This window comes from Streptomyces sp. NPDC051940 (assembly GCF_040680895.1).
GTDB lineage: Bacteria > Actinomycetota > Actinomycetes > Streptomycetales > Streptomycetaceae > Streptomyces.
The window spans coordinates 33,902-59,341 of sequence record NZ_JBFAXR010000048.1; the positions used below are offsets into that span (position 1 = coordinate 33,902).

A 25,440-nucleotide genomic window follows, 5' to 3' on the forward strand; every position below is an offset into this window, starting at 1 on the left:
CCGATGACCAGCGAGCAGCTGACGGCGGCGGACGCCGCGCCGGCCGCCGTCACGCCCGCCGACACCGCCGACGCGGCCCGGCTCGTCGCCTTCGGCCTGCAGCCCAAGCTCCTGCCGGCCCGCGATCTGGAGTACGCCGAGCTGCTGCGCCGCTACCGCGAGGACCCGCCGTTCGCCCGGCTCGCCGACGCCGTCGCCACGGGCCTGGGGCTCGTCGTGCTGGAGGTCTCCGGCCGCGCCGGCATGGCGCTCACCGCCGCCGAGGACTCCGTCTTCGCGGTCCGCATGGGCGAGTACGCCCGCCGGGCCGGCGCCGACTCAGCGGACCGCTTCCTGCACGGCCTCGCCCACCTCGCGGTCGCCGCGATGGCCTTCCCCCGCCCCGACGACCTCGCGGACGACGGCTACATCGGCCGGATCACCGTGAACGGCGTGGACGCCTTCGTCCGCCAGGCCTGCCGCAGGCTGGAGGAGCGCGCCGAGGCCGCCGGCGAGAACACCGACCCGGCCAGCGACGCCCCGGGCCTGGAGTCCGCCTGGCGGGTCTACGCCCGGCGCAGCGCCACCGGCGCCACCAAGGACGCCCGCCGGCTGGCGGGCTCCACCACCGGCATCATCGGCAAGGCCGTCGCCTTCCTCACCGACTCCGGCTTCCTGCAGCGCACCTCCGACGAGGCCGGCGGCACGTACCGCACCACCGCCCGCTACCAGCTGCAGGTGCGCGACATGGCGGGCAGCGCCGCCATGGCCGAGCTGCTGGAGCTGGGGGTCGTGCCCGTCGGCGACGGCACGGCCAGCCTCGTCGGCCCCGAGGAGGACCTCGACCTCGGCGCCGACGCCGCCCTGCCCTTCTTCCCGGACCAGCGCGACCGCGCCTGACGTCGCCCGCCGCCGACCCGGCCTGACGCCACGCCCAGCAGACCTACCGCCCCCGACCCCCTGCGAGAGCCATGTACGAGCTGTCCCGGATCCGCCTCTACTCCATCGGGCCCGCCGGTGCGCGCTACGCCGACACCGTGCTGGACCTGCGCGGAGTGGGCGAGCCGGTGCCGGAACCGGCCCCGGCGCAGGGCGACTTCTTCGCCGCGGAGCCCAGCGGGCCGCCGCGGCGCCCGGCCCCGGCGGGCGTGCTCTTCCTGGAGAACGGCGGCGGCAAGTCCGTCCTGCTCAAGCTGATCTTCTCGGTGATGCTGCCCGGCCACCGCAACACCCTGGGCGGCGCCAGCTCCGGCGTCCTGCGCAAGTTCCTGCTCGCCGACGACTGCGGGCACGTCGCCCTGGAGTGGCAGCACACCCGCACCGGCGAGACCATCGTCGTCGGCAAGGTCAGCGAGTGGCGCGGCCGCCAGGTCTCCACCGACCCGCGCAAGTTCTCCGAGGCGTGGTACTCCTTCCGCCCCGGCCCCGGGATGAGCCTGGACTCGCTGCCGGTCGCCGAGGCCGGCTTCGTACCGTCCCCGGCCGAGGCGCTGGAGGGCGTGTCCGGCGCCCGCGGGCGCCGCCGCACCATGAAGGGCTTCCGGGACGCGCTGACGGAGGCGGGCAAGTTCTACCCGCATCTGGACGTCACCTGGGAGGAGATCCACGAACGCTGGAACGAGCATCTGACGGAACTGGGCCTGGACCCGGAACTGTTCCGGTACCAGCGGGAGATGAACGCCGACGAGGGTGAGGCCGCCGGCCTGTTCGCGGTGAAGAACGACTCCGACTTCACCGACCTGCTGCTGCGCGCCGTCACCGACACCCGCGACACCGACGGCCTCGCCGACCTGGTGCACGGCTTCGCGCACAAGCTGGGCCGCCGCGCCGAGCTGGGCGCCGAACGCGACTTCACCGCCGGCTCCCTGGAACTCCTCGAAGCGGTCACCGAGGCCACCGGACACCGCGCCCGGGTCCGGGAGATCCACGCCGGTGCCGAGCGCCGCACCGTCGCGCTGGTCAGGCGCCTGGTCGCGCGGGCCGCCGAGGAGCGCGGGCGTACCGCCACCCTCGCCGCCGAGGTCACCTCCGCCGCGCACGCCGTCAGCGACGCGCAGCGAGCCCGCGACCGCAGCAAGGGCATCGCCGCCGAACTCGCCCACCGGCATGCCTGCCTGGCGCTGGCCGCCGCCGAGAAGGACGCCGCCGCCCAGCGCCGCGAGCTGCTCGAGGCCCGCACCCTGCAGTCCGCCTGGCAGGCCGCGGAGGCGGTGCTGCGCCACCGTGCCGCCGCCGACCGCGCCGCCCGGGTCTCCGCGGCCATCCACGAGGCGGAACGCGACGCGGCCCCCGCGCTGGCGGCCCGGGCCAGGGCCGCCGGCGATCTGGTCCGCGCGCTCGACCACGCCGCGCTCGAGGGGGAGCGCCGGGCGAACGAGGAGGAGGAGCGCTCCACGGCGCTGCAGGCCGGGTCGGAGGCCGCCCACCGCGACGCCACGGCGGCCGCCACCGCCGCCGAGCGGGCCCGCAGCGAGTCCGGCCATCTGCGCCAGCGGCTCACCGAGGTCGAACAGGAGACGGCCGCCGCGGTCAGCGCCGGCTGGCTGGACGACAGCGTTCCCGAGGCCGACCCGGCGCGCGCCGCGCTTGCCGCCGCGGACGCGGAGAAGGCAGCCGTCGCCGCCTGGGACACCGCCCGGGAGGCCGCCGCCCGCACCGCCGAGCGGGCGCAGGAGGCCGCCGCCGGCCTGTCCCGCGCCGAACTGGCCGCCGCCCGCGCCTCCGACCACATGCTCGCCGCGGAGGCCGCCCACGACGCCGAGCAGCGCGCCGCGCTGAGCCTCGGCGGCGAACCGCGCCTGGCCGAGTTGCTCGGCAGCGCCGACGCGCTCGGCGACGACGACCTCGACCGCAACGCCGAGACCCTGCGCGACCTGCTGGACGAGGCCAACACCACCGCCGAGCGGCGCCTGTTCGACCTGCGGACCGCGGCCGCCGACGACGCCCGTATCCTCGGCGCGCTCGGCGACGGCGGCCTGCTGCCGCCCGGCCCGGACGTGCTGGCGACGGTGGAGTACCTCGGCGAGCACGGCATCCCCGCCCTGCCCGGCTGGCGCTATCTCGCCCAGGCCGTCGACCCCGCCGACCACGCCGCCGTGCTCGCCGCCCGGCCCGAGCTGGTCGACGGCGTCGTCATCACCGACCCCGCCAGCCACGCGCGCGCCCGCGAGGTCCTCGCCGAGGCGTCGCTCTTCCCGCGCTCCGCCGTCGCCGTCGGCACCGCGGCCGCCCTCATCGCGCCGACCCCGGCGCCGGACACCGCGGACGACAGCGTCTTCCTCGTCCCCCCGAACCCCGCGATGCACGACGAGCGCGCCGCGGACGAGGAGCGCCGCCAGCTCCGCGGCCGCGCCACCGCCCGCGACGAGGACATCCGCGCGCTGGCCGCCCGCCTCACCGCCGATCGGGCACTCGCCGCCCGCCTCGCGTCCTGGCGCACCGGCTGCCCCGCCGGACGGCTCGTCGAGCTGGCGCGGGGCGCCGAGTCCTCCCGTACCGCCGCCGTGGCGGCCGACGAGACGCTCGCCGAGGCCCGTACCCGGCGCGACGCCACCGCCGAGGCCGCCGCCGACGCGGCCCGTACGCGTGAGGAGCGGCAGGAGGCGGCCCAGCGCGCCCGCCGCTCCGCCGACGCCCTCGCCGGGCTCGCGCACCGGCTGCGCGAGCGCTCCGGCTGGCAGTCCCGGCTGCGCGAGCTGGCCGACGCGGCGGGTGAGCACGAGGCCCGCGCCACCACCTGTCTGACCCGCGCCCGCGCCGCCGACGAGGACCGCCGCGCCGCCCAGCGCGCCGCCGACGACGCCCGCCGTACCGCCCGCGCCCTGCGCGGCGAGCGCGCCGAGATCGCCGGCGCCGCCGAACCCGTCGAGGGCGACGCCCCGTCGGGCGCCGCGCTGCCCGCCCTGCGCGAGGCGTACCGCGCCGCCTCCCAGGTGTACGAGAAGGTCGGCGTCGGCGCCGATCTGCGCGCCGAGCAGGCCCGCGCCGAGTCCGAGGAGACCGCGGCCCTCGCCGAGCTGGGCCGCCTCACCAACAAGGTCCGCACCCGCGCCGCCCAGCTGCTCGAGTCCACCGACGGCGCCGACGCCCCCTCCCGCCAGGCGGCAGCCGCCCGCGCCGAGGAGCTGGTGGCGCTGCTGGAGTCCCGCGCCGAGGCCGCCAGCGAGCACCTGGGCCGGCTGCGCGGCGAGGCCGAGCGCCTCGCCCCGCAGGGCCAGGACGCCCATGCCGACCTCCCGGACGAGCTGCGGCCGGCGGACGCCGAGCAGGCCCAGTCGCTGCTGCGTACGGCGAGCGGCGAGCTGTCCGCACACGCCGCCGCCCTGGACGAGGCCGGCGCCGCCCACGCCGAGCTGCTGCACACCCACCGCGCCGCGGAGGATGCCGCCCAGGGCTTCGAGGAGACGGCCGCCCTGCTGCGCGACCTGCTGCGGGGCGCCCAGGACGAGGACCCGGCCCAGGACGGGGACGAGCCCCACGCCGGCACGCTGGAGGCCGCCCGCCAGGCGGCCGCCGAGGCCCGCCGCTCGCTGCGCGGCTGCGCCGCCGACCTCGCCACGGCCGAGACCGCGCTGCGCGACGCCTGCGACGTGCTGGTCCGGCACGCCAACTCCACCCGCTACGAGCAGGTCCGCACCCCGGCCCGCCAGCAGATCCGCGAACTGCCCGCCTCCGCCCTGCCCGAGCACGCCCAGTCCTGGGCGAAGGCGTTCGCCCCGCGGCTGCGGGTCCTCACCGACGAGCTGGAGCAGCTCGAGCGCAACCGCGACAGCATCGTCGACCGGCTGCGCGGACTGGTCGAGTCCGCGCTGGCCACGCTCCGCTCCGCCCAGCGCCTCTCCCAGCTCCCCGAGGGGCTGGGGGAGTGGTCGGGCCAGGAGTTCCTGCGCATCCGCTTCACCGACCCCGACCAGGCCACCCTCACCGAGCGGCTCGGCGAGGTGATCGACGAGGCCACCCGCGCCGCCCTGCGCAAGAACGGCGACCTGCGCCGCGACGGGATGTCCCTGCTGCTGCGCGGTGTCGAGGCGGCCCTGAAGCCCAAGGGCGTCTCCGTGGAGATCCTCAAGCCCGACGCCGTGCTGCGCGCCGAGCGGGTGCCGGTCGGGCAGATGGGCGACGTGTTCTCCGGCGGCCAGCTGCTCACCGCCGCCATCGCCCTGTACTGCACGATGGCCGCCCTGCGCAGCAACGACCGGGGCAACGAACGCCACCGCCACGCGGGCACGCTGTTCCTCGACAATCCCATCGGCCGCGCCAACGCCACGTACCTGCTGGAGCTCCAGCGCGCCGTGGCCGACGCGCTGGGCGTCCAGCTGCTGTACACCACCGGCCTGTTCGACACGACGGCCCTCGCCGAGTTCCCCCTCGTCATCCGGCTGCGCAACGACGCGGACCTGCGGGCGGGCCTGAAGTACATCAGCATCGAGGAGCATCTGCGCCCCGGCCTGCCCGAGCAGCGGACGGACGGCGAGACGGTGCACGGGGAGGTCACGGCGACGCGGCTGTTCCGGCGTACGGCGGACTGACGCGAGGCACCGTCGCGCCTCCTCGGATATGGCACGATCGTGGCGTGACCAGCACCCCCGCCGCGACCCAGCACCTGCGCGACCTCGCGCGGCTGCGCCGGGTCAAGGACCGCATCGACCGGGAGTACGCGCAGCCGCTCGACGTGGCCGCGCTGGCCCGCGGCGAGCACATGTCGGCCGGCCACCTCAGCCGCGAGTTCCGCCGCGCCTACGGCGAGTCGCCGTACTCGTACCTGATGACGCGGCGGATCGAGCGGGCGATGACGCTGCTGCGGCGCGGTGATCTCAGCGTCACCGACGTCTGCTTCGAGGTCGGCTGCTCGTCCCTGGGCACCTTCAGCACCCGCTTCAGCGAGCTGGTCGGCATGCCCCCCAGCGTCTACCGCGAGCAGGCCGCGATGGCCACCGAGGGCATCCCCTCGTGCGTCGCCAAGCAGATCACGCGACCGGTCAGGAATCGAGAAGCGGGGCCATCGGGGCCCGCCTAGGCTGAGGGCCATGGACATCACGATTCACGCGAGCTTCCTCGCGCACGACGACCCGGAGGCCGCGCTGGCCTTCTACCGCGACATCCTCGGCTTCGAGGTCCGCAAGGACGTCGGGTACGAGGGGATGCGCTGGATCACGGTCGGTCCCGTCGGACAGCCCGGCACGAACATCGTCCTGCACCCCCCGGCCGCCGACCCCGGCGTCACCGACGACGAGCGCCGGGTCATCACCGAGATGATGGCCAAGGGCACCTACGGCGGCATCATCCTCGCCTCCGCCGATCTGGACGCCACGTTCAAGCGGGTGCAGGAGGGCGGCGGCGAGGTCGTCCAGGAGCCCGTCGACCAGCCGTACGGCGTGCGCGACTGCGCCTTCCGCGACCCCGCGGGGAACATGGTCCGCATCCAGGAAGTGCGCTGAGGATGGCGAGGACGTCACAGGCGAAGACGGCGGCGTCCGAGCCGCACGCCGCCGACAGCCACGATCTGATCCGGGTGCACGGCGCCCGCGAGAACAACCTCAAGGACGTGAGCATCGAGATCCCCAAGCGCCGGCTGACGGTGTTCACGGGGGTCTCCGGCTCGGGCAAGAGCTCGCTGGTGTTCGACACGATCGCCGCGGAGTCGAAGCGGCTGATCAACGAGACGTACAGCTCCTTCGTCCAGGGCTTCATGCCCTCGATGGCGCGCCCCGAGGTCGACGTGCTCGACGGGCTGACCACCGCGATCACCGTCGACCAGCAGCGGATGGGCGCCGACCCGCGCTCCACGGTCGGCACCGCCACCGACGCCCACGCGATGCTCCGCATCCTCTACAGCCGCCTCGCCGAGCCGCACATCGGCCCGCCGAGCGCGTACTCCTTCAACGTGGCGTCGGTCTCGGCGAGCGGCGGGATGACCGTCGACCGGGGTGCCGAGAAGACGAAGACGGAGAAGGTGACCTTCAACCGCACCGGCGGCATGTGCACCGGCTGCGAGGGCCGCGGCACGGTCACCGACATCGACCTCGCCCAGCTCTACGACGACACCAAGTCGCTGAACGAGGACCCCTTCACCATCCCCACCTACACCGGTGGCGGCTGGGTGGTGCGCGTCATCACCGAGTCGGGGTTCTTCGACCCGGACAAGCCGATCCGCAAGTACACCAAGAAGGAGCGGCACGACTTCCTGTACCGCGAGCCGACCAAGGTGAAGATCAACGGGATCAACCTCACCTACGAGGGGCTCATCCCGAAGCTCCAGAAGTCGATGCTCTCCAAGGACAAGGAGTCGATGCAGCCCCATATCCGGGCGTTCGTGGAGCGGGCGGTCACGTTCACCACCTGTCCCGAGTGCGACGGCACCCGGCTCAGTGAGGGGGCCCGGTCGTCGAAGATCAAGGGCAAGAGCATCGCCGACCTGAGCGCGATGGAGATCCGGGACCTGGCCCAGTGGATCCGGGGCCTTGCGGAGCCGTCGGTCGCGCCGCTGCTCACCGCGCTGCAGCAGAACCTCGACTCCTTCGTGGACATCGGCCTCGGCTATCTCGCACTGGACCGGGCGGCGGGCACGCTCTCCGGCGGCGAGGCGCAGCGCGTGAAGATGATCCGCCATCTCGGCTCCTCGCTCACCGACGTCACCTACGTCTTCGACGAGCCCACCGCCGGCCTGCACCCGCACGACATCCAGCGGATGAACGACCTGCTGCTGCAGCTGCGCGACAAGGGCAACACGGTGCTGGTCGTGGAGCACAAGCCGGAGGTCATCGCGATCGCCGACCACGTCGTCGACCTCGGTCCCGGCGCGGGCAGCGCCGGCGGCTCGGTCTGCTTCGAGGGCACGGTCGAGGGCCTGAAGGCGGGCGACACCATCACCGGCCGCCATCTCGACGACCGCGCCTCGGTCAAGGCCGAGGTGCGCGAGGCCGACGGGGCACTGGAGATCCGCGGCGCGACGGCCAACAACCTGCGGAACGTGGACGTCGACATCCCGCTGGGCGTGCTCTGCGTCATCACCGGGGTCGCCGGCTCCGGCAAGAGCTCGCTGGTGCACGGTTCGGTCCCGGTGGACGCGGGCGTGGTGTCCGTCGACCAGAGCCCGATCCGCGGTTCGCGGCGCAGCAACCCGGCGACGTACACCGGTCTGCTGGAGCCCATCCGCAAGGCGTTCGCCAAGGCCAACGGCGTCAAGCCGGCGCTGTTCAGCGCCAACTCCGAGGGCGCCTGCCCCACCTGCAACGGGGCCGGCGTCGTCTACACCGATCTGGGCATGATGGCCGGCACCGCGACGACCTGCGAGGACTGCGAGGGCAAGCGGTTCGAGGCGTCGGTGCTCGAATACCGGCTCGGCGGACGGGACATCAGCGAGGTGCTCCAGATGTCGGTCGCCGAGGCCGAGGAGTTCTTCGGCGCGGGCGAGGCGAAGACCCCGGCCGCGCACAGGGTCCTCGAGCGGCTGGTCGACGTGGGGCTCGGCTATCTGACCATCGGGCAGCCGCTCACCACGCTGTCCGGCGGCGAGCGCCAACGGCTGAAGCTGGCCACGCACATGGGGGACAAGGGCGGCGTCTACGTCCTGGACGAGCCGACCACCGGTCTGCATCTGGCCGATGTGGAGCAGCTGCTGGGTCTGCTCGACCGGCTGGTCGACTCGGGGAAGTCGGTGATCGTCATCGAGCACCACCAGGCCGTCATGGCGCACGCCGACTGGATCGTGGACCTGGGGCCGGGCGCGGGCCACGACGGGGGGAAGGTCGTGTTCGAGGGCACCCCCGCCGACCTTGTCGCCGCCCGCTCGACGCTCACCGGCGAGCATCTCGCCGAGTACGTGGGGGCCTGAGGGCTCCCCGCCCGGAGTCCCGGATCCCCTGGTCAGGCGGCCTTGCTGAGCTGACCGGTGGCCCGGCCGCCGGGTGCCGTACGCCGGGAGCGGCGCCGTTCGCGGCGTCGCTCCCGCCGCAGGGCGCGTGCCGCGCTGCTCGGGCTGGACACGACCCCGTTGCGCTGGTTCCAGACCTGCCGCGTCACCCAGACGTCCAGCACGCCCCAGGTGGCCACCACGGTGCTCACTATGGTGCTGAGCGCCATCGGGAACCCCAGCCACGATCCGGTGAGCGTGGCGAGGAACGCGACCATCGCCTGCACCATCGTCAACGCCACTATGACGACCGCGCGCACGGCGGCGCCGCGCACCGGATCCGGCAGACGTGGCGTGCCGATCGCGTCCTCGACCCACAGCGGCCCCCGCTGCCGGTTCGACCTGCCCACCCTGCCCATGGACTCTCCTCCCCCTGTTCGCGCCTTCGATCTTAGTGCCGGGCTCCGACAAGGAACCCGGGGGTGTACCGGTGACCGGGCAGGCGCCGTCTCCCCGGGGGCGAGATGCCCGGCTCCAGACTGACTGCCCCGCTTGGCCCGGTTTGAAAAGTGGCGATCCCAGGCGTTCAAACGTTCCAACGGCTGGATCCCCCTTCGAGTTGTGGTCCGGGCAGTAGTAGGCTCGCGCCGTTTACGGGGGTAAGCACGCAGTACACGACCCGCGCGCCTGAAGTGACCTGGGGAGTCCATGCGCCGTCACGGGAAGTCGATTCGCCGCACGATGGTGGCGCTGCTCATCGTGCCCCTCGCGTCACTCACCGCGATCTGGATCTTCACCACGGTGCTCACGGGGCGCGAGGCCGCGCGTCTCTTCGCCGCACCGCCACTTGTCGACAAGCTGACATATCCCACCGAGGACGTCGTCCAGGCGGTGCAGGCCGAACGGCGCCAGGCGCTGGTGCTGTTGGCCGACCCGATGGACAAGACCGCCCCCGGCCGCTACCGCGAGCTCCAGCGGCACACCGACGACACCGTCAAGGCCCTGCTGGCGAACGCCGGCGCCCAGGACGTACGCGAGCATCTGGGCACCGAGTCGACCGCCCTGCTGAACGGCACCCTCTCGGCCCTCGGCGGACTGGACACCCTGCGCAACGGCGTGGAGAAGGGCAACACCGCGCGCGGGACGGCCTTCTCGGCGTACAACCAGCTGATCGACCCCTGCTACACGTTCCTCGGCACGCTGCGCACCGTGGACGACGTGGAGCTGGACCGGCAGAGCCGGGCGCTGACCGTGCTGGGCCGCGCCCGCGAGGCCGTCGCCCGTGAGGACGCGCTGCTGACCGCCGCCGTCGTCTCCGGGAGGATGGGGGACGCGGAGCTGCGGGACTTCGAACGGTACGTGCAGGAGCGGGAGCTGCTGTACGCCGTGAGCCTGCCGATGCTCCCCGAGGAGGACCAGGAGGCGTACGAGCGGTTCTGGCAGGGCCCCGAGGCGACCGCGCTGCGCGACCAGGAGCAGGCCGCCGTCATCGTCGGCGCGTCCGAGGCGCCGGGCCGCACGGACGCCGCCGAGTGGACCCGTGCGGCGGGCGCCGTCCTCGACGGCACCGCCGAGCTGGGCGTGCAGTCCGCCGACCGGCACGAACAGCGGGTGGAGCCGCGGGCGTCGAGGGTGCTCACGGAAGCGGCGATCGCCGGCCTGCTCGGACTGCTGGCCGTCACCGTGTCGATCCTGCTGCCCGTACGCATCGGGCGGCGGCTGGTGCGCGATCTGTCGGCGCTGCGCCGGCACGCCCGGACGGCCGCCGAGGTGCAACTGCCGCGCGTGCAGCGCCGGCTCGCGGCGGGCGAGCGGATCGACGTCGAGGCGGAGGTGCCGCGGCCGGCGCCGGCCGGCGGCGAGATCGGACAGGTGGAGCAGGCCGTCAGCACCCTGCAGCGGGCGGCGGTCGAAGGGGCGGTGAAACAGGCCGAGATGCGGCAGGCGGTCGGCGAGGTCTTCGTCAACCTCGCCCGCCGCAGCCAGGCCCTGCTGCACCGGCAGCTGTCCCTGCTGGACGAGATGGAACGCCGTACGAAGGACTCCGCGGAGCTCGCCGACCTGTTCCGCCTCGACCACCTCACCACCCGGATGCGCCGGCACGCCGAGGGGCTGGTGATCCTCTCCGGCGCCGCCCCCTCCCGGCAGTGGCGCCGCCCCGTGCCGCTGCTGGACGTGGTGCGGGCGGCGATCGCGGAGGTCGAGGACTACGAACGCATCGAGGTGCGCGCCCTTCCGCCCGCCTTCGTACAGGGCCACGCGGTCGCGGGGCTGGTGCATCTGCTCGCCGAACTGATGGAGAACGCCACGGTGTTCTCCCCGCCCTCCGCGCCGGTGGAGGTGGGCGGCGCCGCGGACGGCACGGTGCGGATCACCGACCGGGGTCTGGGGATGTCGGACGAGTCCCTGCTGCAGGCCAATCTGAGGCTGGCGGAGACCCCCGAGTTCTCGCTCACGGACACCGACCGGCTGGGCCTGTTCGTCGTCAGCCGGCTGGCCCGCCGGCTGGGGCTGCGGGTGACGCTGGAGCGGGCGCGGGGGGACGGCGGGATCAGCGCGCTCGTACGGATCCCCGCGGAGCTGCTCACGGACGACGGCGAACCGCCCGTACACCGGCGGCCCGACGCGCGGATCCCCGAGCAGCGCGCCCCCCGGGTGCCCCGGCAGCCTGGAGAGGAGCACGAGTTCGCGCCGGACCGGACGGTCCGGCTGCGTCCCTCCGCGCGGCGAACGCGGGTCCCGGCCGCCGCCCCGGCTCCGTCCCCGGCTCCGTCCCCAGCCCCCGCCCCGACCCCCGCCCCCGCGGGCGCCCCCGCCCCGCTCCCGCGCCGCGCGCCGCGGCCCGAGGGCGGCGGGCAGGTCAAGGCGGCCCAGGTGGCCGACCGCAGACCCGGCGCGGACGAGCGCGACGCCGACGAGGCGCGCAGCACCATGGCGGCCATCCAGAGCGGCTGGCGCCGCGGCCGCGCCGACAACGCCTCCGCCGAGCGGCGGCAGGACTCCCGGACCCCCCAGTCCCCGACGGCCGGGCCCACGCAGCACACCCCGGAAGGAGACCGCACGTGACCGCGCAAGACCCCAAGGCCCGGCAGGCGACGAAGGACCAGGGCCGGCTGAGCTGGCTGCTGGACGACCTCGTCGAGCGGGTGCCGAGTGTCCGCATGGCCCTCGTGCTGTCCGGGGACGGACTCGCGATGGGCGTCTCCCGCGACGTCGAGCGGGAGGACGCCGAGCATCTGGCCGCCCTCTCCTCGGGCTTCCACGGCCTGGCCAAGGCCGTCGGAACCCGCTTCGAGGCCGGCGAGGTGCGCCAGACGGTCATCGAACTCGACGACGCCTTCCTCTTCGTCACGGCGGCGGGCAGCGGCAGCGCGCTGGCGGTGATGGCGGAGGCGGCCGCCGACATCGGCCAGATCGCCTACGAGATGACGCTGCTCGTCAAGCGCGTCGGCGACCACCTCGCCGCCGCGCCACGCGACGCGGAGGAGTGACCCCGTGGCCGCCGCCCCCCAGCACAAGAGCGACCCGTACTACTACGACGACGAGGCGGGCCCCGTGGTCCGCCCGTACGCCATGGCCCGGGGACGGATGGAACGTGCCGAGGACGCGGCACTCTCCCGGCCGGTGGAGGCCGTTCCCGGCGTCCGGCTGCCGGACACGTTCGCCGGCGAGCACGCGGGGATCCTGCGCCTGTGCCGCCAGGACGCGCTTACGGCGGACGAGCTGGCGGGCGCGCTGGACCTGCCGTCCGCCGTCGTACGCGTCCTGGTGGCCGATCTGCTCGACGCGGGGCTCGTCCGGGCGCGGCCGGCGGACGAGGCCGCCCCGCCGGTCTCGGACGAGACCCTGCTGCGTCAGGTGATCGAGGGCCTGCGGGCGATCTAGGACGAGCAACCCGCGGCCCTCGCCGTGGTCAGCCGGCGCTGTCGTCGTGCCAGCCGAAGGAACGCTCCACCGCCTTGTGCCAGTTGCGGAACTCGCGGTCGCGGGTCTCCGCGTCCATCCGCGGCGTCCACTCCGTGTCGCGCTTCCAGTGCGCCTTCAGCTCGTCCAGGCTCTGCCAGACGCCGGTCGCCAGACCGGCCGCGTAGGCGGCGCCCAGACACGTGGTCTCCGCCACCACCGGGCGGATCACCGGCACGCCCAGCACGTCCGCCTGGTGCTGCATCAGCAGGTTGTTGCCGGTCATGCCGCCGTCGACCTTGAGGTCGGTCAGCTGGACACCGGAGTCCTGGTACATGGCGTCGACGACCTCACGGGTCTGCCAGCTCGTCGCCTCCAGCACCGCCCGCGCCAGATGCGCCTTGGTGACGTACCGGGTGAGCCCGGTGACGACCCCGCGGGCGTCGGAGCGCCAGTACGGGGCGAACAGGCCGGAGAACGCGGGCACGATGTACGCGCCGCCGTTGTCCTCCACGCTCGCCGCGAGGGGCTCGATCTCCTCGGCGGACTGGATGATGCCGAGCTGGTCGCGGAACCACTGCACCAGCGCGCCGGTGATGGCGATCGACCCTTCGAGGCAGTAGACGGGCGCCTCGCCGCCGATCTGGTAGCCCATGGTGGTGAGCAGGCCGTTCTTCGACGGGACCGGACGAGTGCCGGTGTTGAGCAGCAGGAAGCTGCCCGTGCCGTAGGTGTTCTTTGCCTCGCCGACCTCGAAGCAGGTCTGCCCGAAGATGGCCGCCTGCTGGTCGCCGAGCGCGGAGGCCACCGGCACGCCGGAGAGCTGGCCCACGCACTGGCCGTACACCTCGGCGGAGGACCTGATCTCCGGGAGGACGGCGGCGGGCACGTTCATCGCGTCGAGGATCGACTGGTCCCACTGGTGGGACTCGATGTTCATCAGCATGGTGCGGGAGGCGTTGGTGACGTCCGTGACGTGCACGCCGCCGTCCGCACCGCCGGTGAGGTTGTAGATGAGCCAGGAGTCGATGGTGCCGAACGCGATCTCGCCGTTCTCCGCGCGCCGCCGCAGCCCCGGCACGTTGTCGAGCAGCCAGGCCGCCTTCGGGCCCGAGAAGTAGCTGGCGAGCGGCAGGCCCGTGCGGTCGCGGAAGCGGTCCTGGCCGTCGGAGCCGCCGAGTTCGTTGCACAGCGCCGAGGTGCGGGTGTCCTGCCAGACGATGGCGTTGTGCACCGGCTTGCCGGTTGCCCGGTCCCACAGGACCGTCGTCTCGCGCTGGTTGGTGATGCCGACCGCGCTGAGCTGGTCGGCGCGCAGTCCGGCCTTGGCGAGCGAGCCCGCCACCACGGCCTGGACCTTGGACCAGATCTCGGTGGCGTCGTGCTCCACCCAGCCCGGCTTCGGGAAGATCTGGCGGTGCTCGCGCTGGTCGACGGCGACGATGGCGCCGTCCTGGTTGAAGATGATGCAGCGGCTGGACGTGGTTCCTTGGTCGATCGCGGCTACGTACGTGTCCGTCATGATGACGTCCCCCAGGGGGTCAGAGCTTGAACGCGAGGTTGTAGATGCCGGCCCCGATGGCGGCGCCGATCAGCGGACCGGCCACCGGGATCCAGGCGTAGCTCCACTCGGACGTGCCCTTCCTGGGGATGGGCATGAGCGCGTGGGCGATGCGCGGCCCCAGGTCGCGGGCGGGGTTGATGGCATAGCCGGTGGGCCCACCGAGGGACATGCCGATGCCCACGACGAGGAAGGCGATGAGCAGGACGGGCAGTCCGGCGTCGCCGATGCCCGCGACGTGCTTGTCCCCGCCGACGAGCGCGAGGATGGGGAGCATCAGCGCCACGGTGGCGATGATCTCGGTCAGCAGGTTCTGCCACCAGTTGTAGATGGCGGGCCGGGTGGAGAAGATCCCGACGGTCTCCATCCGGTTCTCGTCGGTCTTGTTGGCGTCGAACTGGCCGTAGTAGAGCAGCCAGCACAGCACGGCACCGAGGAACGCGCCCACCATCTGCCCGAGGATGTAGTACGGGACGTCCTCCCACTCGGTGGTGCCCTCGATGGCGAACCCGAGCGTGACGGCGGGGTTGATCTGGCCGCCGGACAGGGGCGCGGACGTGTACGCGCCCGCCAGCACGCCGAAACCCCAGCCGAAGGTGATCACTACCCAGCCGGCGTCCCTGGCCTTGGAGTGGGAGAGCAGCACTCCGGCCACCACGCCGGCGCCGAAGAGGATCAGGATGGCCGTTCCGATGAGTTCGCCGACGAAGATGTCCCCATTGCTCATTTGCGGCTCCTAGGGCTGCCCGGGACGCCTGCCCCGGTCTGCGTTCGGGGTTCCCTTGCCCGCGGAGCCGGAGGGCAGGGCAGGACGACGCGCCCCGCTCGGCATCCGCGACGAGCGTGCCAGTGCTTGCGGATCGCCGGAGGTCCAGGCGCGGCTCACTGCCGTCGTCGGCGATGCCGAACTGACATCCGGCAGTGTTCACCTGGGGTGATGGGTCGTCAAGACGATGGACACGACGGGCTTTTGTGTCATCGGGGCGATCCTGGTCAGCGCATCGCGACCACCGCGGAGCCGTGGCCGAACAGCCCCTGGTTCGCTGTGATCCCGATCCGTGCGCCGGGCACCTGGCGGGCGCCGGCCGCCCCCCGCAACTGCGTCACGAGTTCGCAGACCTGGGCGATCGCCTGCGCCGGCACGGCCTCGCCGAAGGACGCCAGCCCGCCGCTCGCGTTCACCGGGACGCGTCCCCCGAGGGCGGTGGCGCCGGAGCGCAGCAGCTTCACCGCGTCGCCGCGCGGGCACAGCCGCAGGTCCTCGTACCAGTCGAGCTCCAGCGCGGTCGACAGGTCGTAGACCTCCGCCAGATCGATGTCGTCCGGGCCCATGCCCGCTTCGTCGTACGCCGCCTGCGCGAGGGACGCCCGGATGCCCGGGGCGGGGGCAGCGGCCACGGCGGAGTCGGTCGCCAGGTCGGGGAAGTCGACCGTCTGCTGCGGGAAGCTCGGGGAGACGGTCGACACCGCCCGGATGCGAACCGGGGAAGGGCCGCCGCGCCGGCGGGCGAAGTCCATGCTCGACAGGACGAGGGCCGCCGCGCCGTCGGAGGTGGCGCAGACGTCCAGCAGCCGCAGCGGATCGCAGACCACGGGGGAGGCGGCGACCTCCTCGGCGGTGACCGCCGTGCGGTAGCGGGCGAGGGGGTTCTGCGCGCCGGCCGCCGCGTTCTTGACCTTCACCAGCGCGAAATCGTCCGCCGTGTCGCCGTACAGGGCCATCCGGCGGCGGGCGTAGAGGCCGAAGTACGCCGGGTTGGTGGCACCCAGCAGGGCGAAGCGCAGCCAGTCCGGGTCGTCGGGGCGAGCGCCGGCGGACGGCGCGAAGAAGCCCTTCGGAGCGGCGTCCGCTCCCACGACCAGAACGACGTCCGTCTCGCCCGCGAGGATCTGCGCCCGAGCCGTCGCGACGGCCTGCGCTCCGGAGGCGCAGGCGGCATACACGCTGGTGACCCGTGCGCCCTGTTTGCCGAGGGCGCGCGCGAAGGTGGCACCCGAGACATGGCCGGGGTAGCCGCCCCGGACGGTGTTGGCGCCGACGACCGACCGGACGGCGCTCCATTCGAGCCCGGCGTCCGCCAGCGCGGCGCGCGCCGCGGCGACCCCGTACTCCGCGAACGGCCGCCCCCACTTGCCCCAGGGGTGCATGCCGGCGCCCAGGACGGCGATGTCGCGGGTCATGTCCGCGCCCCTTCCCCGGCGGGGAGCGGCCGCCAGTGCCAGGTCCGCCGCCCGCCGTGCAGCTCACCGGGTACGGCCTCCGCCTCCATGCCCACGGCGAGGTCCGCCACACCCACCCCCGGCGGTGCCTGTCCCAGCACGACCATCCGCTCGGCCTCGAGCTCCACCGCGACCAGGGCGTACGGCTCCCACTCCCGCTCCGGATCGGAGGAGTACGGGGCGGGCGGGCGGTAACGGCAGTCGGTGTACGACCAGATCCGTCCGCGCGGTGAGAGCGCGTGCTCCGCCAACTCGTCCCCCCCGCAGACGGGATTGGCGCAGCCGGTGGTCTGCCGGGGGAAGGACACCGTCCCGCACTCCCGGCACCGCGTCCCGAGCAGCCGGAAGCCCCGCGGATCGCCGGGAGCGGTGAACCAGCCTTCCATGGGCGCCCCTTCGCTGTGATCTGACGGATCGTCAGAAGTCTGGCACGGGTGGAGGGCCGGCGAAAGAGTGCCGGTCGCCCCCTTCCCTCCGCCTCCCTCTCTAGTTATTCTCATGACGAGAAAGACTCATGGTGAGAACAACATCACGGAGGCGCCGATGCCCGGCGACGACGAGGACCTCCTCGCCGACTACGACCCGACCGCCTACCCGCCCGTCGCGGTGACCGTCGACGTCGTCGCGCTGACGCTGCGCAACGGCGCGCTGAACGTCCTCCTCGTACGGCGGGGCGGTCCGCCGTACCAGGGCGCGTGGGCGCTGCCCGGAGGGTTCGTACAGGCCGGGGCGGAGACGCTCGGCCAGGCCGCCGCGCGTGAACTCGCCGAGGAGACCGGGCTGGACGAGGAGCGCGGGCTCGCCCGGGTACATCTGGAGCAGCTCGGCAGCTACGGCGATCCGGGACGCGATCCGCGGCTGGCCGTCGTCTCCGTCGCCCATCTCGCCTTCGCCCCGGACCTCCCCGAGGCCCGTCCGGGCAGCGACGCCGCCGACGCCCGGTGGGTGCCGGTGGACGAGGCGGTCGCTGCGGACCTCGCCTTCGACCACGCCCGGATCCTCGCCGACGGCCTGGAGCGGGCCCGCTCGAAGATCGAGTACACCCCGCTCGCGACGGCCTTCCTCCGCAAGGAGTTCACCATCAGCGAACTGCGCGCCGTCTACGAGGCCGTCTGGGGCGCCGGGCTGCACGCCGGCAACTTCCACCGCAAGGTGCTCTCCGTTCCCGGCTTCGTCGAGTCGACCGGCGCCACCGCCGAACGGTCCGGCTCCCGCGGCGGGCCCCGCGCCCGCCTGTACCGCGCCGGCGACGCCCGGCTGCTGCACCCCGCACTGCTGCGCCCCGACCGCGAGGACAGCGTGCGCTGACACCCGCACCGACGACACGACAGGGGGAACCCGCCATGGGAAGCGGACGCGGGAGAGGGCGCCGATGAGCGCGCGGGAGCACACCGTCGTCGTCGACCTGGGGTACGGCGACGCGGGCAAGGGACGCGTCGTGGACCTGCTCTGCCGACGGGGCACGGGGGACGCCGACCGGCCGGGCGGGGCGGCGGTGGACCGGCTCGGCAGGGGGGAGCCGGTCCGCGCCGTCATCCGCTTCAACGGCGGTGCGCAGACCGGGCACAACGTGGTCACGGCGGACGGGCGGCACCACGCCTTCGCCCAGTTCGGATCGGGCACGTTCGCCGGCGTGCCGACGTACCTCTCGCGTTTCACGCTGGTCGACCCGGCGGCCCTCGCGGCGGAGGCGGACCGGCTGGCGGCGCTCGGCGTCCCGGCGCCGCTGCGGCTGCTCACCGTGGACCGGCGCGCGCCGCTGACCACGCCGTACCACGCGGCCGCCGGCCGGCTGCGGGAATCGGAACGCGGCGAGGGACGGCACGGATCGTGCGGCAGGGGCGTCGGCGAGGCGGCGGCGTACGCGACGGCGCATCCCGGCGACGCGCCGCTGGTGGGCGACTGCTCGTCCCGGATGCGGCTGCTGCGCAAGCTCGTCCTGCTGCGCGACCGGCTGACGGCCGAACTCGGCCCGCTGGGCGCGCCGCCCGTCGAGGACTGCGCGCGGGCCTACGCGGAGTTCGCCCGCGTGGTGGAACTGGTCGACGAGGCGCATGCGCGGCGGCTGCTGCGCCAGGGGCCGGTCGTCTTCGAGGGCGCGCAGGGCGTGCTACTCGACGAGCGGCTCGGCTTCCACCCGTACACCACGTGTTCGACGACGACCTTTGAGAACGCCGAGCGCGTCCTCGCCGAGGCCGGTCAGCCGCGCGCGGCCCGCCGCATCGGCGTCCTGCGGACGTACACCACCCGCCACGGCCCCGGCCCGCTGGTCACCGAGGACGCGCGGCTGGCGGCAGCCCTGCCGGAGCCGCACAACGGCGACGGACGCGGGCAGGGGCCGTTCCGCGTCGGGCACTTCGACGCCGTGGCGCACGCCTACGCGCGCGCGGTGTGCGGCGGCGTGGACGGGCTGGCCGTCACCCATCTCGACCGGGTGGCCGGCTGCCCGTCCCTCGGGCTCGTCGGGGCGTACGACATCGACGGACGGACCGTCGAACGGCTGCCGGTGGGGGCGTGCGGCGGCCAGGCACGGCTCACCGAGCGGCTGCTGCGCGCCGTCCCCGGGCGCCGCGTGTCGCCCGGGCCCGATCCACGGGACTGGGTCACGGCGGTGGAGGACGTGCTGTCGGCCCCGGTGGTGCTGGAGTCGTACGGGACCGGGGGCGGCGCGGCGTCAGCCGTCGCGGCGTAGCGACGCCCGCCGGACGGGGAAGTCGAAGCGGGTGCGCTCGAAGGGCTCGGGGCGGAAGTTGAAGTGCCACCACTCGTAGCGGAAGTTGCGGAAGCCCTCCCTCTCCAGCGCGTCCTTCAGCAGCAGGCGGTTGGACCGGGCCTTGCCCGTGACGGCGGGGCTGAGCGTGTGGGACAGCGTGTCGAAGCAGTCGTAACCGGTGCCCATGTCGATCGAGTTGTCCGCGAACCGCTTGCCCGCGCGGGCGGTGCACGGGGTCAGGCGCTGGCCGGGGCGGTAGCCGGCCTGCTCGACGGCCGGCAGCCGCACCAGCGTGATGTCGACCTCGCTGCCCCGGCTGTGGCCGGAACGCTCCGCGAGGTAACCGTCGGCGAACAGGCGGCTCTTGGGCAGGTTCGGGTAGAACTCCGTCCGCATCAGCGTGTCCCGGGGATCCGCCGCCCAGCGCACGAAGCGGTCGACGGCGCGCTGCGGCCGGTAGCAGTCGTAGACCTTCAGGGAGTAGCCGCGCTTGCGCAGCGCGCCCTGCGCCCGCGCCAGGGCTCGCGCCGCCGGCCGGGTGAGGACGCACAGCGGTTCGTCGTAGCCGGGGACACGGGCGCCGGTGAAGTTGTGCGGGCCGGCGTAGCGGATGTCCCGCAGGATCGTGGGGTCCACGTCGTCCAGGGCGACGAACTCCCGTGGCGCCCGCGCGGCCCGCGACACGGGGTCCGGTGCGGCGGGGGTGCGGTCCGCGGGGCCGGGGTCGGCGGCCGCCGTAGACGCGGCGGCGGACAGCAGGACGGCGGACAGCAGGAGGGCACGCCTGACGGAGGCGAAGAGTGGCATGCGCCCTGACTACCGCATTCCCGCCCCGAATCCAGGTATTGCTCAGACGCCCCTCACCCGTACCGGGTAGCGCGGCCGCGCTCCGTCCGCCCGTTCCACGGACACCCGCCCGGCCCACCGCACCGTGTACTGCTCGACCGTCGCCGGCTCCCAGCCGTCCGGCGGCCCGACGGCGACCGTCCCGCCGCCGCTGCGGCCCGGCGCCGGCGGCCAGACCTCCAGCTCCAGGCCGCCGTCCCGGCCGGTGACGGGCAGCACGCAGCCCGCCCGCGCCAGCACCGGCACCTCGCCGAGCGGGGCCGCCAGCGTCACCCGTCCGGGGCCGTCGTACGCCCGCCCGTCGCGCGTGTCGTACCAGCGTCCCTTGGGCAGCGGCACCGAGCGGCTGCGCGCCCCCTCGTCGAGCACCGGGGCGACGAGGAGGTCGTCGCCGAGCAGGAAGGCGTCCTCGCAGTCGCGCAGCGCCCGCCGCCTCGGCTCGTGCCACCACAGCGGGCGCGCGTACGGCGCCCCGGTGCGCTCCGCCAGGACGGCGAGGGTGGCGAAGTACGGCAGCAGCCGCTGCCGCTCCTCCAGGCAGGCGCGGGCGTGTTCCAGTACCTCGGCGCCGAACTCCCAGGGCTCCCGGCGGCCCGCGTGGCGCGCGCAGTGGGTGCGGAACAGCGGGAGGTACGAGCCCAGCTGGAACCAGCGCAGATACAGCTCGGGGGAGGGGCGGCCGTCGAACCCGCCGATGTCCGGCCCCGAGTACGGCACCCCGCACAGGCCCAGCCCCAGGGTCAGCGACAGCGAGGCGCGCAGCCCCGGCCAGCCGGTGGCGACGTCACCCGACCAGGTGCCCCCGTAGCGCTGCATCCCGGCCCAGCCGGAGCGGGAGAACAGGAACGGGCGGCGGTCCGGGCACAGTTCGCGCAGCCCTTCGTAGCCCGCGCGGGCCATCGTCAGCCCGTAGACGTTGTGCGCCTCGCGGTGGTCGCCCGACCGGCCGTCCATGACGTGGCGGGTGTTCAGCGGGAGGCTGCGGTCGCCGAAGGCCGCGGACCATCCCCCGACGGGGGGAAGGGCGGTCGGTTCGTTCATGTCGTGCCAGAAGCCCTCGAAGCCCTGCTCCAGCCGCTCGGCGTAGAGCCCGCCCCACCATTTGCGGACCCGGGGGTCGGTGAAGTCGGGGAAGACCGTGTACCCCGGCCAGGCCACCCCGCGCACCGCGTGCCCGTCCGGGGCGCGCACGAAGGCGTCGATGGCCTGCCCGCCGTCGTACACCGGATCGCCGGGAGCGGCCGCCACCCCGGGGTCGACGATCGACACCAGCCGCACGCCCTCCTCGCGCAGCTCCCGGGCGAGGTGCGGCAGCCGCGGGAAGCGGTCCGTGTCCACGGTGAAGACGCGGTGGTCGCGGTAGTGGTCGATGTCCAGATGCACCGCCGACAGCGGCAGCCCGCGCTCCCGGTAGCCGGCCACGACCCGGCGTACCTCCGCGCCGGAACCGAACCCCCAGCGGGCGTGCTGGTGGCCGAGCGCCCACCCGGGAGGGACGGCGGGCGAGCCGGTGAGGGCGGCCCAGCCCTGCAGCAGCCGGGCGGGCGTGCCGACCAGCGCCCAGTAGCGCAGCGGGCCGCCCGACATCCGCAACCGGCTGCGGCCCGGCCGGTCGTGGCCCGAGCCGTGGCCCTCCGCGCCCTCGCCGATCTCGCACAGCCCGTCCCAGCTGTTGTCGACGAACAGCAGATGGCAGCCCGCGTCCGCGACGACGAACTGCACCGGCATGGTGACGGACAGCGGATCGTCGCCCGGTCCGAAGGAGCCGCCCGGATCGGTGTTCCACAGCCGGAAGGCGCCCCGCAGCCGCGGCCCTCCGGCACGGCCGCCGAGCCCGAAGAACCGCGCGTCGGCAGCCACCCGGGCATGGCTCACCCAGCGCACGTCGCCGGCGGCCGTCTCCCACCAGCGCGGCGGCTGCTCGTGGCGCAGCAACCGCCCGCCCGGGGTGCGGATCTCCACCGCGCCGTGCCGGGAGACGGCCACCGTCATCCGCTCCGAGACGATCTGCCAGCCGCCGTCCTTGTCGGGTTCCAGCTCGGTCCGCACGTCGGGTTCCGGACAGTCGCCGTCCAGCGCGTACGACGGCTCGGGAGCGGCACCGTCCCAGCCGAAGAAGACCGCCCCGCCGACCGTCACCCGGATCTCCAGGGTGGTGCGCGAGAACCGCAGCAGCCCGCCGCCGGGCCCCGGCCGCACGTCCAGCAGCCGCCCGGGTACCCGGGCCCGCTCCGGCGCCCGGCCGCGGCGCGCGGCGCCGTCGGCCCGGCGGGTGCGCAGGGCGGCCCGGACCGCGCGCGCCGACTGCGCCACGCCGACCAGCCGCACCGCCCTGACCAGGGCACGAACTCTCATGCAGCTCACAGTGCCACCCGTCGCCCGGGAAGCGGAAACAGTTCAGGGTCTGTTCACCCCCGCGCCTCTTTCCCCTGTACGTGGGAGGCACACATCACAACCTGCGTCACTATGGGCGGCGCACCCTGGTGCACAAGTCGATCACGTGGCATCGTCCTGCGTGGAGCCCTCGACAGGGGCATCCGGTCCGCGTACCGCGCACACTCCGCACCGGGCGCGGCGACGCACACGACGCGTACGTACGGGAGCCGCCAGCCATGTCCACATCCCAGCAGCACCTCGCCACCGACCCGCCCGCGCCCCTGTGGGAGCCGGCCGCGGACCGGATCGCGGGTGCCCGCGTCACGGAGTTCCACGCCTGGGCGGCGGAGCGGCACGGCGCACCGGCCCCCGAGGGCGACGGCGGGGACTACGCGCGGCTGCACCGCTGGTCGGTCGAGGAGCTGGAGCGGTTCTGGGCGGCGTTCACCGAGTGGGCCGGGGTCCGGTTCGCCACGCCGTACGCATCGGTGCTGGGCTCCGCGGAGATGCCCGGCGCGCGCTGGTTCCCCGGCGCCACGCTGAACTACGCCGAGCACGCGCTGCGCCCGGGCGCCGACGACGCGCAGGCGCTGCTGTACGTCACGGAGGACCAGGACCCCGCTCCCGTCACCTGGGGCGAGCTGCGGGCCCAGGTGGGCTCGCTGGCCGCCGAGCTGCGTCGGCTCGGGGTGCGGCCGGGCGACCGGATCAGCGGCTATCTGCCCAACATCCCGCAGGCCGTGACCGCGCTGCTCGCCACCGCCGCCGTGGGCGCCGTGTGGACCTCCTGCGCCCCGGACTTCGGGGCGCGCAGCGTGCTCGACCGCTTCCAGCAGGTGGAGCCCGTCGTGCTGTTCGCGGTCGATGGGTACCGCTACGGCGGCAAGCAGCACGACCGCACGGAGACGGTGGCGGAGCTGCGCCGCGAACTTCCCTCCCTGCGCGCCGTCGTGCACATCCCGCTGCTCGGCACCCCGGCCCCCGAGGGGGCGCTGGAATGGGCGGAGCTGACGGCGGGGGACGCACCGCCTGTCTTCGAGCAGGTCCCGTTCGACCACCCGCTGTGGGTGCTGTACTCCTCCGGCACCACCGGACTGCCCAAGGCCATCGTGCAGTCGCAGGGCGGCATCCTCGTCGAGCACCTGAAGCAGCTCGCACTGCACTGCGACCTCGGGCCCGGGGACCGCTTCTTCTGGTACACCTCCACCGGCTGGATGATGTGGAACTTCCTCGTCTCCGGCCTGCTGGTGGGCAGCACGGTCGTGCTGTACGACGGCAGCCCCGGCTACCCCTCGACCGGCGCCCAGTGGCAGGTGGCGGAGCGTACCGGCGCCACCCTCTTCGGCACCTCGGCGGCGTACGTCATGGCCTGCCGCAAGGCCGGCGTGCACCCGGCCCGGGACTACGACCTGTCCGCCGTGCGGTGCGTCGCCACGACCGGCTCGCCGCTGCCGCCCGACGGGTTCCGCTGGATCCACGACGTGTTCCGCGAGGCCGGCCAGGACATGTGGATCGCCTCGGTCAGCGGGGGCACCGACGTGTGCAGCTGCTTCGCGGGCGGTGTGCCCACGCTGCCGGTGTACATCGGCGAGCTGCAGGCGCCGGGACTGGGCACGGACCTGCAGTCCTGGGACCCCCAGGGCAAGCCGGTCACCGACGAGGTCGGCGAGCTGGTCGTCACCAGGCCCATGCCGTCCATGCCGGTGAGCTTCTGGAACGACCCGGACGGCAGCCGTTACCGGGACAGCTACTTCGAGATGTTCCCCGGGGTGTGGCGCCACGGCGACTGGATCACCCTCACCTCGCGCGGCACGGTGGTCATCCACGGCCGCTCCGACTCCACCCTCAACCGCCAGGGCGTGCGGATGGGTTCGGCGGACATCTACGAGGCGGTCGAGCGGCTGCCCGAGATCCGCGAGTCGCTGGTGATCGGGGTCGAGGAGCCCGACGGGGGCTACTGGATGCCGCTCTTCGTCCATCTCGCGCCCGGCGCGGCACTGGACGACGGACTGCGCGCCAAGATCAAGCAGACGATCCGGGAGAACCTCTCGCCGCGCCATGTCCCCGACGAGGTCATCGAGGTCGAGGCGGTGCCGCACACCCTCACCGGCAAGCGCCTGGAGGTCCCGGTCAAGCGGCTGCTGCAGGGCACGCCGCTGGAGAAGGCCGTGAACCCCGGCTCCGTGGACCGGGTCGACCTGCTGCGGTTCTACGCGGAGCTCGGGCGGCAGCGAGGCTGAGCTGCTGCCCCGGCGGGGGCGGTGACCTGGGGTGATGCGGTCGCCGAGGGTGATTGTCAGTGGGCGCGACTACTGTGCGTAGTGATCGATCGCACTACGTGAAGGGGGAGTCGCCGTGCAGACGCGAAACACGCCACGCCGCCGACTGCGGCGTGAGGCACCCACTACGGTCGCCCTGATCGCCGACGAGGACGACTTCGGGGCCATGCGGGCCTACGCCAGCTTCGGCTTCGACGACCACCAGGTGTATCTCGGGCACATGGCCGCCCTGCTCAGGACCTTCGCGTCCCAGGGCGTCCATGTCACCGTCGCCCGCTTCGACCCGGAGGAGTTCCGCGACTTCTGCGAGCGGCGCGGGCTGGACGCCGACGGGGCCGGGGCGCGGACGAGTTACACGGCCGAGAGGGCGCCGCTGCGGGCGACGGTGCCGTACGAGGGGCAGCACATGCAGCTTCTGCTGCGCGACCTGCAGCGGGTGGACGGCCGGATGCGGATCTGGGAGCGCGCCACCCGGCAGCTCGCGGAGCTCGGCGCCTGCGACGACTGCGGGGAGGACCTGGCCAGGGCGGGATTCGACCGCGCGGTCCTGGCGTTCACGCGGCTCGTCGACTCGCTCGCGCCCGGCGAGCACCATCTGGTGTGCAGCGTCGAGGACGCAAGCGGCGGAGCAAGCCCAGCCCGCAGCCGCGCTGGCAGGACCACGCGCGGGCCGAGACGGAGCGCACCCAGAGCGCCGATGAGGCTCTGGCCC

General features: G+C 74.0%; 17 protein-coding genes and 2 pseudogenes. 12 read left to right on the forward strand and 7 right to left on the reverse strand.

Translation table 11 applies throughout. The features are described from left to right. The first annotated feature begins 3 nt into the window (after positions 1-3). From AB0M28_RS20015 to AB0M28_RS20035, 5 genes are all read left to right on the forward strand, one after another. Complete coding sequence (locus AB0M28_RS20015) at positions 4-879, forward strand: hypothetical protein (protein ID WP_365406299.1); 876 nt, start codon at positions 4-6, stop codon at positions 877-879. 71 nt (positions 880-950) lie between these two features. Continuing rightward, positions 951-5,507 carry a hypothetical protein gene (locus tag AB0M28_RS20020; protein ID WP_365406302.1) on the forward strand — a complete coding sequence of 1,519 codons (4,557 nt, stop codon included), beginning with the start codon at positions 951-953 and terminating at the stop codon, positions 5,505-5,507. Positions 5,508-5,551: 44 nt separating this feature from the next. Further along, positions 5,552-5,995: a helix-turn-helix transcriptional regulator gene (locus AB0M28_RS20025; RefSeq protein ID WP_365406305.1), complete on the forward strand. Its 444-nt coding sequence runs from the start codon at positions 5,552-5,554 to the stop codon at positions 5,993-5,995. 10 nt (positions 5,996-6,005) lie between these two features. Then, positions 6,006-6,416: a VOC family protein gene (locus tag AB0M28_RS20030; protein WP_365406308.1), complete on the forward strand. Its 411-nt coding sequence runs from the start codon at positions 6,006-6,008 to the stop codon at positions 6,414-6,416. 2 nt (positions 6,417-6,418) lie between these two features. Continuing rightward, complete coding sequence (locus AB0M28_RS20035; RefSeq protein WP_365406311.1) at positions 6,419-8,812, forward strand: excinuclease ABC subunit UvrA; 2,394 nt, start codon at positions 6,419-6,421, stop codon at positions 8,810-8,812. A 32-nt stretch (positions 8,813-8,844) separates the two neighbouring features. Here AB0M28_RS20035 and AB0M28_RS20040 read toward each other — a convergent pair. Then, positions 8,845-9,213: pseudogene (locus tag AB0M28_RS20040) on the reverse strand (hypothetical protein); the annotation flags it as partial. A gap of 325 nt (positions 9,214-9,538) precedes the next feature. Here AB0M28_RS20040 and AB0M28_RS20045 point away from each other — a divergent pair. From AB0M28_RS20045 to AB0M28_RS20055, 3 genes are read left to right on the forward strand one after another with little or no spacing between them, the layout of a single operon-like run. Then, positions 9,539-11,896: a nitrate- and nitrite sensing domain-containing protein gene (locus tag AB0M28_RS20045; protein WP_365406314.1), complete on the forward strand. Its 2,358-nt coding sequence runs from the start codon at positions 9,539-9,541 to the stop codon at positions 11,894-11,896. Further along, positions 11,893-12,321 carry a roadblock/LC7 domain-containing protein gene (locus AB0M28_RS20050; RefSeq protein WP_365406317.1) on the forward strand — a complete coding sequence of 143 codons (429 nt, stop codon included), beginning with the start codon at positions 11,893-11,895 and terminating at the stop codon, positions 12,319-12,321. Before AB0M28_RS20045 ends, AB0M28_RS20050 begins: the two co-directional genes overlap by 4 nt. Positions 12,322-12,325: 4 nt before the next feature. Beyond that, on the forward strand, positions 12,326-12,715 hold the full coding sequence (locus AB0M28_RS20055) for a DUF742 domain-containing protein (RefSeq protein ID WP_365406320.1): 390 nt from the start codon (positions 12,326-12,328) through the stop codon (positions 12,713-12,715). Positions 12,716-12,743: 28 nt separating this feature from the next. On the opposite strand, the gene glpK is transcribed toward AB0M28_RS20055, so the two are convergent. The 4 genes from glpK to AB0M28_RS20075 form a co-directional block, all read right to left on the reverse strand. Beyond that, entirely contained in the window at positions 12,744-14,255 is a 1,512-nt protein-coding gene (gene glpK, locus AB0M28_RS20060) for a glycerol kinase GlpK (RefSeq protein WP_365406323.1), read from the reverse strand. A 19-nt stretch (positions 14,256-14,274) separates the two neighbouring features. Beyond that, on the reverse strand, positions 14,275-15,021 hold the full coding sequence (locus tag AB0M28_RS20065; RefSeq protein ID WP_365406326.1) for an MIP/aquaporin family protein: 747 nt from the start codon (positions 15,019-15,021) through the stop codon (positions 14,275-14,277). 266 nt (positions 15,022-15,287) lie between these two features. Beyond that, positions 15,288-16,475, reverse strand: a complete 1,188-nt coding sequence (locus AB0M28_RS20070; protein ID WP_365406329.1) for a lipid-transfer protein — start codon at positions 16,473-16,475, stop codon at positions 15,288-15,290. Then, positions 16,472-16,900 (reverse strand): zinc ribbon domain-containing protein, encoded by a 429-nt coding sequence (locus AB0M28_RS20075; RefSeq protein ID WP_365406332.1) that lies wholly within the window; start codon positions 16,898-16,900, stop codon positions 16,472-16,474. Before AB0M28_RS20075 ends, AB0M28_RS20070 begins: the two co-directional genes overlap by 4 nt. 157 nt (positions 16,901-17,057) lie before the next feature. Here AB0M28_RS20075 and AB0M28_RS20080 point away from each other — a divergent pair, with 157 nt between their 5' ends. Further along, on the forward strand, positions 17,058-17,822 hold the full coding sequence (locus AB0M28_RS20080) for an NUDIX domain-containing protein (protein ID WP_365406347.1): 765 nt from the start codon (positions 17,058-17,060) through the stop codon (positions 17,820-17,822). A gap of 64 nt (positions 17,823-17,886) precedes the next feature. After that, positions 17,887-19,206 (forward strand): adenylosuccinate synthetase, encoded by a 1,320-nt coding sequence (locus AB0M28_RS20085; protein ID WP_365406335.1) that lies wholly within the window; start codon positions 17,887-17,889, stop codon positions 19,204-19,206. Here the strand turns inward: AB0M28_RS20085 and AB0M28_RS20090 are convergent. Both AB0M28_RS20090 and AB0M28_RS20095 read right to left on the reverse strand, forming a co-directional pair. Then, positions 19,189-20,034 carry a M15 family metallopeptidase gene (locus AB0M28_RS20090; RefSeq protein WP_365406338.1) on the reverse strand — a complete coding sequence of 282 codons (846 nt, stop codon included), beginning with the start codon at positions 20,032-20,034 and terminating at the stop codon, positions 19,189-19,191. The genes AB0M28_RS20085 and AB0M28_RS20090 overlap by 18 nt on opposite strands. 42 nt (positions 20,035-20,076) lie before the next feature. Further along, positions 20,077-22,428: a glycoside hydrolase family 31 protein gene (locus AB0M28_RS20095; protein ID WP_365406340.1), complete on the reverse strand. Its 2,352-nt coding sequence runs from the start codon at positions 22,426-22,428 to the stop codon at positions 20,077-20,079. Positions 22,429-22,685: 257 nt separating this feature from the next. Here AB0M28_RS20095 and AB0M28_RS20100 point away from each other — a divergent pair, with 257 nt between their 5' ends. Together AB0M28_RS20100 and AB0M28_RS20105 are read left to right on the forward strand one after the other, a co-directional pair. After that, a complete protein-coding gene (locus AB0M28_RS20100; protein ID WP_365406342.1) occupies positions 22,686-24,689 on the forward strand; it encodes an acetoacetate--CoA ligase in 2,004 nt (667 codons plus the stop codon). A gap of 115 nt (positions 24,690-24,804) precedes the next feature. Further along, positions 24,805-25,440: pseudogene (locus AB0M28_RS20105) on the forward strand (hypothetical protein); the annotation flags it as partial.